Origin of the sequence: Stenotrophomonas sp. TWI700 (genome assembly GCF_039673645.1) — a bacterium.
In the GTDB taxonomy this organism is placed as follows: domain Bacteria; phylum Pseudomonadota; class Gammaproteobacteria; order Xanthomonadales; family Xanthomonadaceae; genus Stenotrophomonas; species Stenotrophomonas maltophilia_AA.
On the sequence record NZ_JBDJMB010000027.1, the window covers coordinates 25,976 to 42,892 of the forward strand.

Consider the following 16,917-nt stretch of genomic DNA (forward strand, 5'->3'; position numbering starts at 1 on the left):
GGGGGAATCAGGATTCGCGGGACAGGCGCAGTGCGATGCCATCCAGCATCAGGCCCAGCCCCTGCTCGAAGCGGGCGTCGAAATCGACCTCGCTCCACACATCACGGGCCTGCCAGCAATGGGGGAAGCGCGCTTCGGCCAGGGCCATGAACGCCTCGCCCAGCGCCTCCATGCTGCCGTCGCCGGGCCACGACTGCTCCTCGATGACGAAGCCCATCGTGTAATACACCAGATCCATCGAGGTGGTCGCGGCGAAGCGTGCCGAGGCGCCGGCGCCGATCAGCGCGGCGATGCTCGCCTCACCCACCCGCAGCACGTTCTCGGTGGCCAGGAAGGTGCCGGCATAGACCCGCGCACCATCGCGGCGGGCCTTGAACGCCAGGCGGAACTGACGCCCGATCTGCAGCAGGGTCTGCCGCCAGGGCTGGCCGACGGGAATGTCACGGGCGACGTCGCAGATCATGGCGTCGGCCATGGCATCGATCAGCGCCTGCTTGCTCTTGAAGTGCCAGTACAGCGACGGCGCGCGGATGCCCAGCGAGCAGGCTACTTTGCGCAGCGTGATGCCCTCCAGGCCGGCCTCGTCGAGGATCCGGAAGGCCGCCTCGACGATGTTTTCCCGCGCGATGGGTTGACGCACTGCTGGGCCTGCCTAACGATGTTAGGCAGCGAATCTAACAGCGTTAGGCTGGAGCGGACAAGTGCCGCCCGCGTGCCTCAGGGGGCGAACAGGTCCGGCCGCAGGTCGGCCATCCGGACCCGATTCCGCCCGCTGGTCTTGGCCTCATACAGCGCCTCATCCGCGCGGGAGATCAGCTCTTCCAGCAGTTTCTGGTCGCCGCCCGGCAACGCCTCGCCGATCGCGCCACCGATGCTGACGGAGACGGCGATACGTTCGCCGCCTACGAGGATGGGTTCGGCGGCGACCGCGCTGCGCAGTCGCTCGGCGGCTGCGGGAATCTCATCCACGGCGGAGGCGGCCAGCAGCGCGATGAATTCCTCGCCACCGAACCGGGCGAACAGATCGCGTTCCCGCAGGGCATCCCGGCAACGCCTGGCGACCACTTTGAGGACTTCATCGCCGACCGGATGGCCGTAGGTATCGTTGATCTTCTTGAAGTGATCCACGTCCACCATCAGCACCGCGACCGCACGGCCGTTGGCTTCACGGGCGGCGATGATCTGCGCAGAGCATTCCTCGAAATGACGGCGATTTGGCACGCCGGTCAAGGGATCGGAGGAGGCGAGGCGGCGCAGTTCGGCGGCCATCAGCAGATCGGCGGTGACGTCGGTGAACAGCCAGATGCGCCCATGGGCGCCGTTGCCACGTACCGGATGGGTATCCACCTCGAAGGTCCGCTCGCCCAGCGTCCAGTTCTGCTTCGCGGCGAACTGATCGTTGTTCATCTGGGCGCTGTAGGCGAGCTCCAGGTCGGCATGGTTGTCGCAGCGTTGGCGCAGGGCGCGCATCGGGCCGGCGAGGTCCACCGCGCGGTGATTGCCCGCCGCGCACCCCAGCAGCTCCGCAGCATGCTCGTTGACGGCCGCGCCCACGCCATCGCCATCGATCAGGACGATGCCCGCCGGCACGCTCTCAAACAGATCGAGGAATTGATTGCGGACGATCGCGCCGCGTGCGGCCTCCCGCCGTGCGGACAGCAGGCGGGCCACGCTCGTCGCCAGCAGCGGCACCTGCGCCGTCAGCGCTGCAGGGGCAGGGGCAGGGGCGCTTCGCCACAGCAGCAGCAGGCCGCTCAGCGGCGCCCCGTGCGACGGGGCCGGGACGTAGAGCAGGTGGGTGGGGAGGCCTTCCAGGGCGTGGATGATCGCCGTCGGCAGCCGGAAGCCCGTTGCGTCGACAGCTTCACCGCTCCAGGTGTGTTCGAAGAGACCGCTGCGCGCCAGGTTGAAGCTCGACGAGGGCAGCGCCGGCGCGGCGACCGCCCACGTCGCCCTGCCGCCGGCGTCCACTTCCACCGCCATCACCAGGTCGGCGTGGGAGGCGAGGCGGGCGAACTGACACAGCGCGGCAAGCGCGTCACTGTCGGACGTCGTCACAACGCGGTGCCTGCCAGTCGCTGTTCGAGAATGCGGATGACGTCATCGGGCGCGGTCATGTGCGGAAGATGACCCGAGGCATCGATCACATCCAGGGTGGCGCCCTGGATCGCATTGGCCAGCCAGTGGCCAACCGCGACCGGTACCGCCACGTCGTGTGCGGTCTGGATGAGGTGGACCGGCCTTGAGACCCGCGCGGCCAGGCTGCGCAGATCGGAGGTGAAAATCGTGCGCGAGGTATTGAGGGCGATATCCGGGCGCATCTGGAACAGGGTATTGGAGAAATCGGCGACGACCGCGCTGTCCTCCACGCCGACGACCATCGGGGCGAAGCCGGCGATCCAGGCCTGGTAGTTGGCGCGCATGCTGTCGAAAAACTGGTCCAGGTCCTGCGGCTTGAAGCCGCCGGTGTACCCGTCATCGTCGAGATAGCGCGGCGATGCACCGATGATGACCAGGCGCTCGAACAGGTCCGGCCGCGCCACGGCAGCCGCCGCGCCGATCATGCCGCTCATCGAGTGGCCGATGTAGGTGCAGTCACGCACGTCCAATTCGTCGAGGATGTCGATCAGATCGTCGGCATACCCGAACAGCGCGCCGTGTCGTTCGAAATCGTATGTCTGCGCACCGTGCGGGCCGCAGCCGGCAAGATCGAAGGAAATCACATCAAAGCGTGCCTCACACCAGGGACGCAATGCGTTCCATGCGGTCTGATCGGTACCAAAGCCGTGTGACAGGATCGCGACGTCCTTGCCTGCACCGCTACGGCGCCCGTTGAACCGCTCAAAACTCTCCACGTACATCCACCCATGGCGTCCGGCAAGTGCCGAATACTAGGTCACGCGCGCACGCGGGTCCAACGCCCTCCATTGCCGAAGACCAGTTGCCGCAGATAGCCGCCGATGAAACCTGCGAGCGCACCAAGCAGTAAACGGGCGGCGACGCCGGCGATACGGCTGGCATGCAGCCGCACCCACGGCAACAGTGTCATCGCCTGCGCACCGATCAGCAGGAGCAGGACATCCAGCCCCAGCGCATCCACCACGGGCAGTAGTGGCACCAGCAGTGGATTGCAGGCCATCAGGGTCACGATCGCGGCAGTAAGCGCGAACAGGGCGCGCCGGCCCATCGGCGTGGCGGTCCAGCGGAGCAGGCGGGTAGTCAGGGACACGGCGGTCTCCAGGCAGTTGGCCGGAGTGTACTGCGGTATCGTCATGCTCGAACTCCCGGGAATCCGCCTCATGAAGATCGCAGTATTCAGCGCCCGCCCGTATGACCAGCGGTTTCTTGAGGAAGCCAATCAACGCCGCGGGGCAGGGCAGTCCTTCGAGTTTCTGTATTTCGACGCCGCGCTGGAGGTACATACCGCGGCACTCGCGCAGGGCTGCGAAGCGGTCTGCGTATTCGTGAATGATCGGCTGGATGCGCCGGTGCTGCAGGCGCTGCATGCACTGGGCGTGCGCGCGGTGCTCCTGCGTTGTGCAGGCTTCAATAATGTCGACCTGGCCGCCGCTGGCCAGCTGGGCCTGTTCGTAGCGCGCGTGCCCGCCTATTCGCCCGAGGCCGTGGCCGAACATGCGCTGGCGCTGGTGATGACGCTCAACCGGCACACCCACCGTGCCTACAACCGGGTGCGCGAGGGCAACTTCATGCTCGATGGCCTGCTGGGCCGCACCTTGCACGGCAAAACCGTGGGCATCGTGGGGACCGGCAAGATCGGACTGGCGACCGCCCGCATCTTCAAGGGCATGGGCTGCACCGTACTGGGCCACGATCCGTATCCGTCGCCCGGGTTCGCCGCCATCGGAACGTCCGTCGCGCTGGACGAACTGCTCGCGCGATCGGATGTCGTCTCGCTGCACTGTCCTCTGACGCCGGACACCCATCACCTGATCGACGACGCCTCGCTTGCCCGGATGAAGCCCGGGGCGATGCTGGTCAATACCTCGCGGGGTGGGCTGGTGGATACCCATGCGGTGATCCGCGCGCTGAAGTCCCGCCGCCTGGGGCACCTGGCCATCGATGTCTACGAGCAGGAGAGCGGGCTGTTCTTCCAGGACCGGTCCGGCGAGATCATCGACGATGACGCGTTCCAGCGCCTGATGACCTTCCCCAATGTGCTGGTGACCGGGCACCAGGGCTTCTTCACGGTGGAGGCCCTGCAGGAGATCTCGGAGATCACACTGCGCAACCTGGCCGACTTCGTCAGTGGGGCGGACTGCGCGAACCGGGTGCTGGCCCCCTGAGCACCGCCGCCGATGACGCCGACCGCCGGGGCGTGTACCGTGGCGACGCGGAGCCCCGGACCTGACCCGTTCATGTCTATACAAGGGCCGGAATGTTGCCGAATCGGGTCATTGCCCGGCACTGCGACAACGTGTCGCAGCCTAAAACAGGCCTTTCCTGCGCTGGATCATTGTCAATGCCTTTCTTAAATGATGCGTGACGGCCTAAAATTAGAAGGCTGACATGATCGTCCTTCGTGCCTGTCCCCTTGGACCGGCACCACCGGCTTTGGCTGGGACGGAGGCGGGCTTGAACTGGCATTCCCTACGCAATTGGATCGACCGATGATTCCGTTGAAACCCCTTGGACGCTTCCTGCGTCCGGGCCTGCTGTTTGCGTTGTCCGTGTTCCTGACGGGCTGCAACTCGGCCATCCTCAACCCCAAGGGCCAGATCGGCCACGACGAGAAGACCCTGCTGATCACGGCCACCGTGCTCATGCTGCTGGTTGTCGTGCCGGTCATCATCATGACCCTCACCTTCGCGTGGAAGTACCGTGCGACCAACACCAAGGCCCGTTACGAGCCGAAGTGGTCGCATTCCACGGCCATCGAAGTGGTGGTCTGGTCGATCCCGTGCATGATCGTGCTGGTGCTGGCCGTGCTGACCTGGCGTTCCTCGCACGCGCTGGATCCGTACCGTCCGCTGGACTCGGACAAGAAGCCGGTGGTGATCGAAGCCATCTCGCTGGACTGGAAGTGGCTCTTCATCTACCCGGAAGAGAACATCGCCACCGTCAACGAGATCACCTTCCCGGTCGATACCCCGCTGAACTTCAAGATCACGTCCGATTCGGTGATGAATGCATTCTTCATCCCGCACCTGGGCAGCATGATCTACTCGATGACGGCCATGGAGACCAAACTCCACCTGATCGCCAACGAGACCGGTGAGTTCCCGGGCATGTCCTCGCACTACAGCGGCGCGGGCTTCAGCAAGATGCATTTCTCCGCGCACTCGGTGACCGAGGCGGAGTACCAGCAGTGGCTGACCAAGGTGCGTGCCGAAAGCGCGACCCTGGACAAGACCGCCTTCGCTGCGCTGGTTGCCGAGAAGAACCACGACTGGCACCCGGTGACCTATTACGGCACCACCGAGGCCGGCCTGTTCGACTGGGTCATCGCCAAGCACATGGGCGACAACCAGCACTACGGCATGAAGCACGACCACAAGGCCATGAAGCATGACGGCGCCGAGGGCGAAAGCCATGAAGGCCACGACATGCAGGCCATGAGCGGAGCCCACGACGACGCTGCGAAGCTGCCGGTCCATGCCGACCAGCCCGCTGCCGCGGACGCCGCACACACTGCAGACGAGCACGCCGCAGCCGGCCACGCCGGTCACGACGGCTCGGGAGAATGACCATGAATCTGTTGGGTAAACTGACCTTTGCCGACATCCCGCACGATCCGATCATCATCACCACGCTGATCGGCGCGGGGATCGGTGGCCTGCTCGTGCTGGCCCTGATCACCAAGTTCAAGCTGTGGGGCTATCTCTGGAAGGAGTGGTTCACCTCGGTGGATCACAAGAAGATCGGCGTGATGTACCTCATCGTCGCCTTCGTCATGCTGCTGCGCGGCTTCGCCGACGCGATCATGATGCGTGTCCAGCAGGCGATGGCCGCCGGCGGCAACGAGGGCGTGCTGCCCCCGCATCACTACGACCAGATCTTCACCGCCCACGGCGTGATCATGATCTTCTTCGTGGCGATGCCGCTGATCACCGGCCTGATGAACGTCGTCGTGCCGCTGCAGATCGGCGCACGCGACGTCGCCTTCCCGTTCGTCAACTCGCTCAGCTTCTGGCTGTTCGTGGCGGGCGCGGGCCTGGTGATGATCTCGCTGGGTGTCGGTGAGTTCGCGCAGACCGGCTGGCTGGCCTTCCCGCCGTTGTCAGGCAAGGAATACAGTCCAGGGGTAGGTGTCGATTACTACATCTGGGGCCTGCAGGTAGCAGGCCTGGGTACCACGCTGAGCGGCATCAACTTCTTCATCACCATTCTGAAGATGCGCACGCCCGGCATGAAGCTGATGCAGATGCCGATCTTCACCTGGACCGCGCTGGTCACCAACGTGCTGATCATCGCCGCCTTCCCGGTGCTGACGATCACCCTGGTGCTGCTGACCCTGGACCGTTACCTCGGCACGCACTTCTTCACCAATGACGGTGGCGGCAACGCCATGCTGTACATCAACCTGATCTGGATCTGGGGTCACCCGGAAGTCTATATCCTGGTCCTGCCGGCCTTCGGCGTGTTCTCCGAGGTCATCGCCACGTTCTCGCGCAAGGCGCTGTTCGGTTACAAGGGCATGGTCTACGCGACGGCCTGCATCGGCGTGCTGTCGTTCCTGGTCTGGCTGCACCACTTCTTCACCATGGGCTCGGGTGCCAACGTCAATGCCTTCTTCGGCATCACGACGATGATCATCTCGATCCCGACCGGCGTGAAGATCTTCAACTGGCTGTTCACCATGTTCCGTGGTCGCGTGCAGTTCACGACCCCGGTGCTGTGGACGATCGGCTTCATGGTCACCTTCACCATCGGCGGCATGACCGGCGTGATGCTGGCGATCCCGGCCATCGACTTCGTGCTGCACAACAGCCTGTTCCTGATCGCCCACTTCCACAACGTCATCATCGGCGGCGTGGTGTTCGGCATGTTCGCCGGCATCACCTACTGGTGGCCGAAGATGTTCGGTTTCCGCCTCAACGAAACCTGGGGCAAGCGTGCGTTCTGGTGCTGGTTCATCGGCTTCTATGTCGCGTTCATGCCGCTCTACATCCTGGGCTTCATGGGCATGACCCGCCGCATGCAGAGCTACCCGAACCTGGAATACCAGCCGCTGCTGATCATCGCCATGTGCGGTGCCTTCATCATCGGCGCCGGCATCCTGTGCCAGATCATCCAGATCGCCGTGTCGATCCGCGACCGCAAGAAGACCGCCGACCTGACCGGCGATCCGTGGGACGCCCGTACGCTGGAGTGGGAAACCTCTTCGCCGCCGTCGTTCTACAACTTCGGCTCGCTGCCGCGCGTCAACGAACTGGACGAGTTCTGGGAGCGCAAGCAGCGTGGTGAGGCGTGGGAGCGCCCGGCCAAGTACACCGACATCCACATGCCGCGCAACACCGGCACCGGTGTGGTGATCGGCGCCTTCAGCCTGGTGTTCGGCTTCGCGATGATCTGGCACATCTGGTGGCTGGCGATCGTGGGCATGATCGGCATGATCGGCACCTTCATCTGGCGCACCTTCGACAAGGACGTGGATTACTACGTGCCGGCCGCGGAAGTGGAGCGGATCGAGAATGAGCACCGTCGCCACCTGGTGGCGCAGGGCCTGGTGAAATCGGAGCTGAAGGCATGAGCACCACTATCCCCAACACCATGAACCATGGGCACGCCGCGCACGCGGCGGCCCACGGCCATGACGACCACGAGCACCACGACACCGGCGGCAATACCGTCTTCGGTTTCTGGGTGTACCTGATGAGCGATTGCCTCATCTTCGCCACGCTTTTTGCGACCTACATCGTGCTGTCCGGCGGCACCGACGGTGGCCCCGGCCCGAAGGACCTGTTCGAACTGTCCTTCGTCGCCTGGGAAACCACGCTGCTGCTGGTCTCCTCGCTGACCTTCGGCCTGGGCATGATCGCCATGCACAAGCAGAAGGTGGGCCAGATGTACGCATGGCTTGCCCTGACCTGGCTGCTGGGCTTCGGCTTCATGTGCATGGAAGTGTGGGAGTTCAACCACCTGATCCATCAGGGCTACGGTCCGGACCACAGTGCGTTCCTGTCGGCGTTCTTCGCGCTGGTCGGTACCCACGGTCTGCACGTGAGCGCGGGTCTGCTGTGGCTGCTGATCATGTTCATCCAGATCAAGCAGAACGGCCTGACCCAGACCAACAAGACCCGCATGGCGTGCCTGAGCCTGTTCTGGCACTTCCTGGATCTGATCTGGATCGGCGTGTTCTCCGTCGTCTATCTGAATGGAGCGCTGTAATGGCCGCACATGACAATCACGCACACGATCATGGCCACAGCGCTGCCGGCGAAAGCCATGGCAGCGTCAAGTCCTACCTGATCGGCTTCGTCCTGGCCGCCGTGCTGACCATCATCCCGTTCTGGGCGGTCATGCATGGCGACCTGCCGCGCTTCACCACCGGCGTCATCATCGTCGTTGCCGCGGTGCTGCAGATCCTGGTGCACCTGGTGTTCTTCCTGCACCTGGACCGCTCCTCGGAACAGCGCTGGAACGTCAGCGCGGCGGCCTTCACCGTCGTGGTGATCGGCATCATCGTCGCCGGTTCGCTGTGGGTCATGCACAACATGAACGTGCACATGATGCACTGACGTCTCTCCGACGTTGCCGCACGCAGAAAGGCCGCCCTCGGGCGGCCTTTTTGTTGGGCGATGCGATGGCGAGGGTGCCGCGCGTTACGCCGCCTTCGCCAGCCGCATGAACTCCACGGCATCCACCGGCCGCCCGAGGTGATACCCCTGCAGCTGATCGCAGCCCATGTCGCTCAGATACTGGCGCTGACCGGCGGTCTCCACGCCCTCGGCGACGATCTGCAGCTGCAGCGAGCGGCCCAGCGCGATGATCGAGGAAACGATCGCGGCGTCTTCGGCGTTGTCTTCCAGGTCGTGCACGAAGGCGCGGTCGATCTTCAGCTCGGTGGCCGGCATGCGCTTGAGGTAGAGCAGGCTGGAGTAGCCGGTGCCGAAATCATCGATGGAGATGTTCACGCCCATCGCGGTCAGTCCGTGCAGGATCAGCAGGCTGGCTTCCACGTCACGCATCGCGGTGGTCTCGGTGACCTCCAGGGTCAGCCGCTTCGGGTCCAGCCCATGCTTGTCCAGCGTGCGCTGCACGGTCTCAAGCAGCGTGCTGGAGCCGAACTGCAGCGGCGACAGGTTCACCGCCATGGTCCAGTCCGGGTGCCCGGCATCGTGCCAGTGGCGCAGCTGCGCACAGGCCTGGTCGAGGACCCAGTCGCCGATGGAGAGGATCAATCCGCTGCGCTCGGCGATCGGGATGAACGCATCCGGCGAGAGCAGGCCCAGCTCGGGGTGCTGCCAGCGCACCAGTGCTTCGGCGCCGATCAGCGACTTCCCGTTGGCCTGGAACTTGGGCTGGTAGTGCAGCACCAGCTCGCTGCGGCTGACCGCCTTGCGCAGCTCCTGCAGCAGTTTCAGCTGGCGGTTGGCGCTCACGTTGAGCGACTGGGTGAAGAAGGTATAGCCGTTCCGACCCGAGTCCTTGGTGTGGTACATCGCCGCATCGGCGTGCGCCATCAAATCGCGCTCGGTGCTGGCATCGGCGGGGTACAGCGCGATGCCGAGGCTGGCGCTGACCTGCAGTTCCAGTGCGTCGATCTCGAAGGGCTCGGCCACGCTGGCGATGATGCGTTCGGCGACCACGGCCGCGTCCTCGGGATCCTCCACCTGGAACACGATGACGAACTCGTCCCCGCCCAGGCGTGCGAAGGTGTCCTGCGCGCGCAGCAGCGCGGTGATCCGTTCGCTGACCTGGATCAGCAGCTGGTCGCCGAGCTGATGGCCGTAGGCATCGTTGATCGCCTTGAATCCATCGAGGTCGCAGAACATCACCGCGAAGCTTAACTGCCGGCGCTGGGCCTTTTCGATGGCCTGTTCGATCCGGTCCTGCAGCAGCATGCGGTTGGGCAGCTGGGTCAGTGGGTCGTGCAGGGCAGCCTGTATCAGCTTCTCGTTGGCCTGGGCCAGAGAATCGGCGAGCAGGCCGGTACGGGTACGCATCTGGCGATCGAACACCGAGGCGATCAATGCGATCCCCAGCGTGGCCAGCGTGGTGACGATCACCAGCACCGCCAGCCACTTGGTATCGATCCCCTGGCCGTACGCCGCGCCGCACAGCGCGCCCTCGGGGAAGGTGGCCGCCGCCATGCCGGTGTAGTGCATGCCGACGATCGCCAGGCCCATCACCAGCGAGGCCACGCCGCGCAGCAGGAACGGACGGCGCTGTTCCAGGCGCAGCCGGAACGCGATCCACAGCGCCGCACCGGCCGCGCCGATGGCGATCAGGATCGAGGCGGTGAACCACAGCGGGTCGTAGTCGATGCCCGGCTGCATCTCCAGCGCGGCCATGCCCAGGTAATGCATCGCCGCGATCCCCAGCCCCAGCAGCACCGCGCCGGCACACAACCGCGACCACGGCAGCTCCGCGCGCGAGACCAGCCACAGGGCATAGGCCGAGGCGCCGACCGACACCGCCAGCGAGTAGAGGGTGATCGCCAGGTCATAGCCGACCGGGATCGGCAGATCGAAGGCAAGCATGCCGATGAAGTGCATCGACCAGATGCCCAGGCCCATCGCGCCCGCGCCACCGGCCAGCCACCAGCGGGCGACCCGGCCACGGGTGCTGGCCAGGCGTCCGGCCATGTCCAGGGCCGTATACGAGGCGAGGATGGCGACCAGCAGCGAGAACACGACAAGACTCTGGCTGTAGGTGCCGGTCATGGAGAAACCTGGAGAGATTGAAGGAGGGGCAGTGGCCCGCCGCAGTATCGGCATCGGGGCTGGAATCTTGAGCGCGTACGCCCGGCGTCTCGGTTGCTGCGACGCGGCTCGGCTATCCTGCCCCATCGATTCTGAAGCGGAAGTGGACATGGCCAAGCGACTCACCGCTTACGTCTGCAGTGAATGCGGCGCCGAATACAGCAAGTGGCAGGGGCAGTGTACCGAGTGCGGGGTGTGGAACACGCTCAGCGAGATCACGCTGGAAAGCGCCACGCCCGCAAAGTCCTCGCCGGCGTCGCGCCGTTCCGGCTGGGCCGGCAAGGTCGACGCGCCGAAGATCATGGCGCTCAAGGACGTGCAGCAGACCGAGCACCTGCGGGTGAGCACCGGCATCGGCGAGTTCGATCGCGTCCTCGGCGGCGGCCTGGTCGAAGGCGCGGTGGTGCTGGTCGGCGGCGATCCGGGCATCGGCAAATCCACCCTGCTGCTGCAGGCGGTAGCGAAGATGGCCGCGACGCTGCCGGTGCTGTACATCACCGGCGAGGAGTCGCTCTCGCAGGTCGCCGGCCGCGCGGTGCGGCTGGATCTTCCGCTGGACAACGTCAATGCCCTGGCCGAAACCCAGGTCGAGGCGATCCTGCAACATGCCAGCGTGGCCAAGCCGCGGCTGATCGTGGCCGATTCGGTACAGACCCTGTGGACCGAATCGCTGACCGCGGCCCCCGGTTCGGTCAGCCAGGTGCGCGAGAGCGCGGCACGGCTGGTGCGCTTCGCCAAGGAGACCGGCACGGCCGTGTTCCTGGTCGGCCACGTGACCAAGGAGGGCGGCATCGCCGGCCCGCGCGTGCTCGAGCACATGGTCGATGCGGTGCTCTATTTTGAAGGTGAGAGCGGCAGCCGCTTCCGCCTGCTGCGCGCGTTCAAGAACCGCTTCGGCGCGGTCAACGAGCTCGGTGTGTTCGCGATGGGCGAGAAGGGGCTGAAGGAAGTCTCCAATCCCTCCGCGATCTTCCTGTCCGGTGGCAGCACCCAGCAGCCCGGCAGCTGCGTAATGGTCACCCGCGAGGGCACCCGTCCGCTGCTGGTGGAAGTGCAGGCGCTGGTGGATGCCTCGCCGCTGTCCAACCCGCGCCGGGTCGCGGTGGGCCTGGAGCAGAACCGGCTGGCGATGCTGCTGGCGGTGCTGCACCGCCACGGCGGGGTGCTGGTCGGCGACCAGGACGTGTTCGTCAACGTGGTCGGTGGCATCCGCGTGCAGGAGACCGCGGCCGATCTGCCGGTACTGCTGGCGGTGTTGTCTTCGCTGCAGGACCGGCCGCTGGCCGAGAAGACGATCGCGTTCGGCGAGGTCGGCCTGTCCGGCGAGATCCGCCCGGTGCCCAACGGTGAGGACCGCCTGCGCGAAGCGGCCACGCATGGCTTCAAGCGCGCGATCGTGCCCAAGGCGAATGCGCCGAAGACCGGCAGCGTGAAGGGCATGGAGGTGATCGCGGTAGAGCGGCTGTCGGAGGCGATCGACGCGCTGTGAATGGCAGGCCGCACAGCTGCAGTTCATCCGCAACCCAGTGAAGCAAGGGCACCCGGGGCTTTTACTGCCAAGGCTGCGGGCCTTCCCGGCGCGCAGGTGAGGGCCTCGATGACGGCGCCAGGACGCAGCCGCAATCACACAGGGCTGTGCTAGTTTTCCCGGCGCTTCCTCGCCCCGGCTCATTTCGACGCCGGGGCACGCACCCCGGAGAAAACGATTACATGGAAGAGACGACCCTCGACGCCGCCGGCGCCACTGAAATCCGTCGTGCCGGTGTCGATCTCAATGGGTTGATGACGGTTCTGGGCAAGCATCTGTATTCCACCCCGGTGGTCGCCTTGCGCGAACTGGTCCAGAACGCGCACGATTCCCTGGTCCGCCGCCGCCTTGAGCAACCCGACTGGGTCGAGCCGGGGCGTATCGAAGTGCATGGCGATGCCGGCAACGGCATCGTGCGCATCATCGATACTGGCGCGGGCCTGACCCAGCGCGAGATCCACGACTACCTGGCTACCGTGGGCGTGGGCTATACCCGCGGCCTGCGCCAGGCCGGTGAGGACGATGAAGGCCTGATCGGGATGTTCGGCCTGGGCTTCCTGTCCGCCTTCGTGCTGGCACGACGGGTGACGCTGCGCACCACGTCCTACCAGACCCCGACGCTGGGGCATTGCTATGTGTCCAGCAACGCCGAGCAGTACACCGTGTCGCCGATGCCGGCGCGCGCGGTCGGCACCGAAGTGCTGCTGGAGCTGCACGCTGACTTCCAGCACCTGGCCCAGGAAGCGCATCTGCGCGACATCCTCGGCCGCTACTGTGCGCTGCTGGGCGAACCGATCTACATCGGCCACGACGCGCAGCCGATCAACCCCGAGCCGCCGCCGTGGCGCCCCCGCGATGGCGTGGTGCTGCACCCGCTGCAGGCGCAGCGCCGCGCGGTGGAATTCGCCGCGCGCTTCGAGCGCAACTTCGAACCCATCTGCGCCGTGCCCGTGCGTGCCGCGCCCGGCAGCGATGGCGTGGGCCTGCTGTGGGTGCAGGACGGTGCCACCTATGGCACCAGCGACAACCGCAACCTGTCGGTGTTCGTGCGCGGCATGCTGCTTGACGACGATGCGCGCGACCTGCTGCCGCCCTGGGCCGGGTTCATCGGCGGGGTGATCGAGTCCAACCGCCTCACCCCCACTGCCAGCCGCGAAGACCTGCAGCGCGACGAGGCCTACCGCTCGGTCCAGCATGCGCTGGGCGAAGCCCTGATCGAAGGCCTGGCCGAGGTGGCGCGCCAGCAGCCGGAGGCCTGGCGCCGGGTCCTTGCTCGCCACAACGAAGCGCTGCTCGGCGCGGCACTGTGCGATGAGCGCCTGTTCCAGCTTCTGATGGAGCATGTGCGCGTGCCGACCTCGCAGGGCGACATGAAAGCCAGCGAGCTGCCCTCACGCGGCGCGCTGCATGTGATCCTGGACAGCGGCGGCGGCTTCGAGGAAATGTTGTTCCGGGCGATGGGCGTTCCCGTCGCGCATGGTCATCGCTACGCCGTGGTGCCGTTCCTGCGGCGCTGGGCGCAGGCCAAGGGCATGCGCCTGGTCGAGCTGGGCACCGAGCAGGGCAACCGCGCGCTGTTCAAGGCCGGCAGCCTGCCCGAGGCCGACATCGCATGGCTTCAGCAGCACCTGGGCGATGGCGAGCAGCTGCTGCCTGCGCATTTCAGCCCGATCGAGCTGCCGGTGGTGGTGGTGCCCGACCGCGAAGCCGAACTCAAGCGCCGCCTCGAAGACGATGACAACGACAAGCGCGTCTCGATGGCGGCATTGCGGCTGGCGCGCCAGTTCACCGCGCGCATCGCCACGCGCGAGGTGTCGCGCCTGTATATCAACCTGGACAACCCCGCGGTACAGGCATTGCTGGCGGCGATGCGCAGCGGCAACCCGCAGGCCGAGGCCGCTGCGCGTCTGCTGCGTTCGCTGAAGATCATCGTCAGTGCGCAGGGGCGTGCACAGGATGCCGGCACCGGCAGCGGCGATCTCAACCGCGCATTCGCCGACATCGCCGTGGCCCTGCAGCAGATGCTGCAGGCGCCGCGCTGACTCTCCATTTCGACACAAGAGGACGCTGGGACCGCATGGATATCTGGAATTGGGTGGAAAAGCTGCAGGACGACCTGGGCGAAGCCGGGCAGCCGCAGAGTGCGCAGCTGCTGACGCGGCTCACCGACGACGTCTGCGAACTGCGCATGGACCGTGTCGATGCGCTGTTGCCCGAGGCGCGTGCGCTGGGCAAGACCCTGGACAATCCTTGGCTGGACGTATTTGTCGGCCACTGGGAAATGCGCAACCGGGTCGGCAACCGGGTTGAAGGCGAATCGGCACTGGGCGATGCGGTGGCGCTGTTCGAACGCGCGCATCGCGCCGATACGGCCGAATGCCCGCAGTCGGTCTGCGTGACCCAGGACCTGGCCGCCTGCTACGGCAACATCGACGGTCCGGGCTGGGTGCCCGAGCGTGTGGAGGTGTGCGAAGAGACGCTGTCGCGGGTGGATCCGAGCTGGGCATGCTTCCAGTGCCTGAGCTGCGAGAAGGCCGACGCGCTGCTCGACGATGGCCGCGCCGACGAGGCGCTGACGTACCTGGATGTGCAGGCCGGCACCGTCCTGGCGCACGGTGGCACGGTGTACGACAGCTTCCCGGAGACGCGCATCAAGATCCTGCTCGCCAGCGGCCGCGCCGCCGAGGCGTTGGCACTGATCGAGCAGCGCGAAGGGGAGGTCGCTGCCGAAGGGAATTACGAACCCGCCAACTGCACCGTGCCGCGCAGGCTGTCCAAAGCCTGGGCGCTGGCACAGCTGGGCCGCGATGAAGAGGCGCTGGCCTCGCTGGTGCCGTTCGGCCAGTTGTCGCCGAACTACCGGCGCATGTGGGCGCACGTGGTCGCGCTGCTGGTGCGGGCGTCGCCGGAACGAAACAGCTGGGATCTGGGCAGCCGTCTCAACGCCACCCTGGCGCATTTTTCCGACGTCGGCGCGCACCGCTTCGTGATCGAGATCGCCGGGCTGTGCGTGGAGATGGCGCTGCAGCGCGGGGCAGGGTGGGTAGCCCGTCGGCATCTGGCACTTGCCCGCCGCCATCTCGGCCAGTTGCGCCAGGACCGCGGCGCGGCCCAGCAGGTGGCGGACATGGCCGCGCGCATCGATGCCGCGCCGGCCGCGGACGCACTCCCTGTGCCCGCCGCGGAACTGCTCGACTGGCTGGCCGCGCAGGGCGAGGCAAGCCAGTCGCGCGATCCCGAGCGCGAAGCGGAGTGGCTGCTGCAGGGTGTGGCAGAGCGGCCCGATGACGCCGCGCTGGTGGACACCGCCGCCTCGGCGCTGAGCGCCTGTGGCGCTGAGGACGATGCCATCGCGCTGCTCTGGGCATTCGTGGAGCGGCATCCGGAAGAAGACGCCCAGCCCGCGTATTCGCTGATGCGACTGTTGACCCAGCGCGGTGATGAAGCCGGGCTGCTGCGCCTGGTCCGCCACTACGAGGTGACGGTGCCGGTGTTCGCCCTCTGGTGCCAGGCGCAGCTGGCCCGGCGCCTGTCCGACTGGGCGGCACTGGAACAGGCGGTCACTGCGCTGCTGGCGCTGTCGCCAGGGTCGCACGGCGCACGTGGCATGCTTGCCTCCTCGTACCTGGTTGCCAAGCGTTTCGAGGAGGCCGCGCAGCACTACCGCCACCTCACCGAGGTACTGGAGGAGCCGCGCAGCGCGCATTGGGACCACATGACCGCCGCCAGCGCCGCGCGCGACTGGCCGGCGGTGCGCCACTCGGCCGCTGCCATCGGCATGGAACTGGAGAGCACGGACGGGCCGGTGGAGGAGAATTTCGGCTGGGTCATCATCCGCTGCATGGATGGCGGCGAGCCGATCGAGTACTACGCCCGCCGTACCGGACCGGTGACCGCGCGCATCATCGAGAATGCCCCGGCCAACCGCACCCAGCGGGTGGACGACTGGGTGGTCTTCGACGCCGAACTGGTACACCCTGCGCCGGAAGACGAGGCCGAGCGCGAGCACTTCATGCCGACCTATGCCGAGGTGCATACGCTGGAAAGTGGTGGCTACGCGGCAAGCTGGCTGATCGATGGCGTGGACCCGGGCGAGGCGGCGTGGAACGCTTTCACCGAGGCGGTCGAGGCGCGTGGCTGGAAGCTGTGGAAGCACAGTCGCGATGATTATCAGCTGACCGATCCGGACACCGAGGGCGGCCATCTGCCCGGCGTCCTGTTCACCCTTGCGCAGCCGCAGGACCAGCCACCGCTGGCACTGCACCGCTTCCTGGTGGAGGCTACCGCCGCGTGGACGCACCCGATGTGCTGGCTGCGCCTGGCAGAAGCCTGCAACCAGGACGCGCAGCGCCACCTGGAGGCCATCGAACGCTACGGTCTGTAAGCCCCGGCGGGCCGCCTGCCGACCAACGATCGGCACGCGGTGCACGGGTAGGGGGCCACCCGTGGGGCGGACCGAGCAATAGGGGGCGCCCGCACACCCACACCGTGACGAACAGGCGG

13 protein-coding genes are annotated in these 16,917 nt (G+C 66.3%); 8 read left to right on the plus strand and 5 right to left on the minus strand.

What is annotated here, in order from left to right:
- Nucleotides 1-7 precede the first annotated feature (7 nt).
- The 4 genes from ABE473_RS15895 to ABE473_RS15910 form a co-directional block, all read right to left on the minus strand.
- A complete protein-coding gene (locus tag ABE473_RS15895; protein ID WP_346490168.1) occupies nucleotides 8-640 on the minus strand; it encodes a TetR/AcrR family transcriptional regulator C-terminal domain-containing protein in 633 nt (210 codons plus the stop codon).
- A 77-nt stretch (nucleotides 641-717) separates the two neighbouring features.
- Complete coding sequence (locus ABE473_RS15900; protein ID WP_346490169.1) at nucleotides 718-2,058, minus strand: sensor domain-containing diguanylate cyclase; 1,341 nt, start codon at nucleotides 2,056-2,058, stop codon at nucleotides 718-720.
- Nucleotides 2,055-2,861 (minus strand): alpha/beta hydrolase, encoded by an 807-nt coding sequence (locus ABE473_RS15905; protein WP_346490170.1) that lies wholly within the window; start codon nucleotides 2,859-2,861, stop codon nucleotides 2,055-2,057. The genes ABE473_RS15900 and ABE473_RS15905 overlap by 4 nt, the downstream gene beginning before the upstream one ends.
- Nucleotides 2,862-2,896: 35 nt before the next feature.
- Nucleotides 2,897-3,229: a hypothetical protein gene (locus ABE473_RS15910; protein WP_346490176.1), complete on the minus strand. Its 333-nt coding sequence runs from the start codon at nucleotides 3,227-3,229 to the stop codon at nucleotides 2,897-2,899.
- Nucleotides 3,230-3,299: 70 nt separating this feature from the next.
- On the opposite strand from ABE473_RS15910, the gene ABE473_RS15915 reads away from it, so the two are divergent.
- The 5 genes from ABE473_RS15915 to cyoD all read left to right on the plus strand — a co-directional run bounded on the left by ABE473_RS15915 (nucleotide 3,300) and on the right by cyoD (nucleotide 8,699).
- Complete coding sequence (locus ABE473_RS15915; RefSeq protein ID WP_346490171.1) at nucleotides 3,300-4,304, plus strand: 2-hydroxyacid dehydrogenase; 1,005 nt, start codon at nucleotides 3,300-3,302, stop codon at nucleotides 4,302-4,304.
- Between the two features lie 324 nt (nucleotides 4,305-4,628).
- Nucleotides 4,629-5,705, plus strand: a complete 1,077-nt coding sequence (gene cyoA, locus ABE473_RS15920) for a ubiquinol oxidase subunit II (RefSeq protein ID WP_176990043.1) — start codon at nucleotides 4,629-4,631, stop codon at nucleotides 5,703-5,705.
- An 8-nt stretch (nucleotides 5,706-5,713) separates the two neighbouring features.
- Entirely contained in the window at nucleotides 5,714-7,711 is a 1,998-nt protein-coding gene (gene cyoB, locus ABE473_RS15925; RefSeq protein ID WP_346490177.1) for a cytochrome o ubiquinol oxidase subunit I, read from the plus strand.
- Nucleotides 7,708-8,349, plus strand: coding sequence for a cytochrome o ubiquinol oxidase subunit III (gene cyoC / locus ABE473_RS15930; protein WP_046272182.1), 642 nt, complete (start codon nucleotides 7,708-7,710; stop codon nucleotides 8,347-8,349). Before cyoB ends, cyoC begins: the two co-directional genes overlap by 4 nt.
- On the plus strand, nucleotides 8,349-8,699 hold the full coding sequence (cyoD, locus tag ABE473_RS15935) for a cytochrome o ubiquinol oxidase subunit IV (protein ID WP_121043457.1): 351 nt from the start codon (nucleotides 8,349-8,351) through the stop codon (nucleotides 8,697-8,699). Before cyoC ends, cyoD begins: the two co-directional genes overlap by 1 nt.
- Before the next feature lie 84 nt (nucleotides 8,700-8,783).
- On the opposite strand, the gene ABE473_RS15940 is transcribed toward cyoD, so the two are convergent.
- Nucleotides 8,784-10,847, minus strand: coding sequence for an EAL domain-containing protein (locus tag ABE473_RS15940; RefSeq protein ID WP_346490172.1), 2,064 nt, complete (start codon nucleotides 10,845-10,847; stop codon nucleotides 8,784-8,786).
- 148 nt (nucleotides 10,848-10,995) lie between these two features.
- Here ABE473_RS15940 and radA point away from each other — a divergent pair, with 148 nt between their 5' ends.
- From radA to ABE473_RS15955, 3 genes are all read left to right on the plus strand, one after another.
- Nucleotides 10,996-12,375 carry a DNA repair protein RadA gene (gene radA, locus ABE473_RS15945; protein ID WP_346490173.1) on the plus strand — a complete coding sequence of 460 codons (1,380 nt, stop codon included), beginning with the start codon at nucleotides 10,996-10,998 and terminating at the stop codon, nucleotides 12,373-12,375.
- A 221-nt stretch (nucleotides 12,376-12,596) separates the two neighbouring features.
- Entirely contained in the window at nucleotides 12,597-14,456 is a 1,860-nt protein-coding gene (locus ABE473_RS15950; protein ID WP_346490174.1) for an ATP-binding protein, read from the plus strand.
- A gap of 35 nt (nucleotides 14,457-14,491) precedes the next feature.
- Entirely contained in the window at nucleotides 14,492-16,798 is a 2,307-nt protein-coding gene (locus ABE473_RS15955) for a hypothetical protein (protein WP_346490175.1), read from the plus strand.
- The last annotated feature ends 119 nt before the right edge of the window (nucleotides 16,799-16,917 follow it).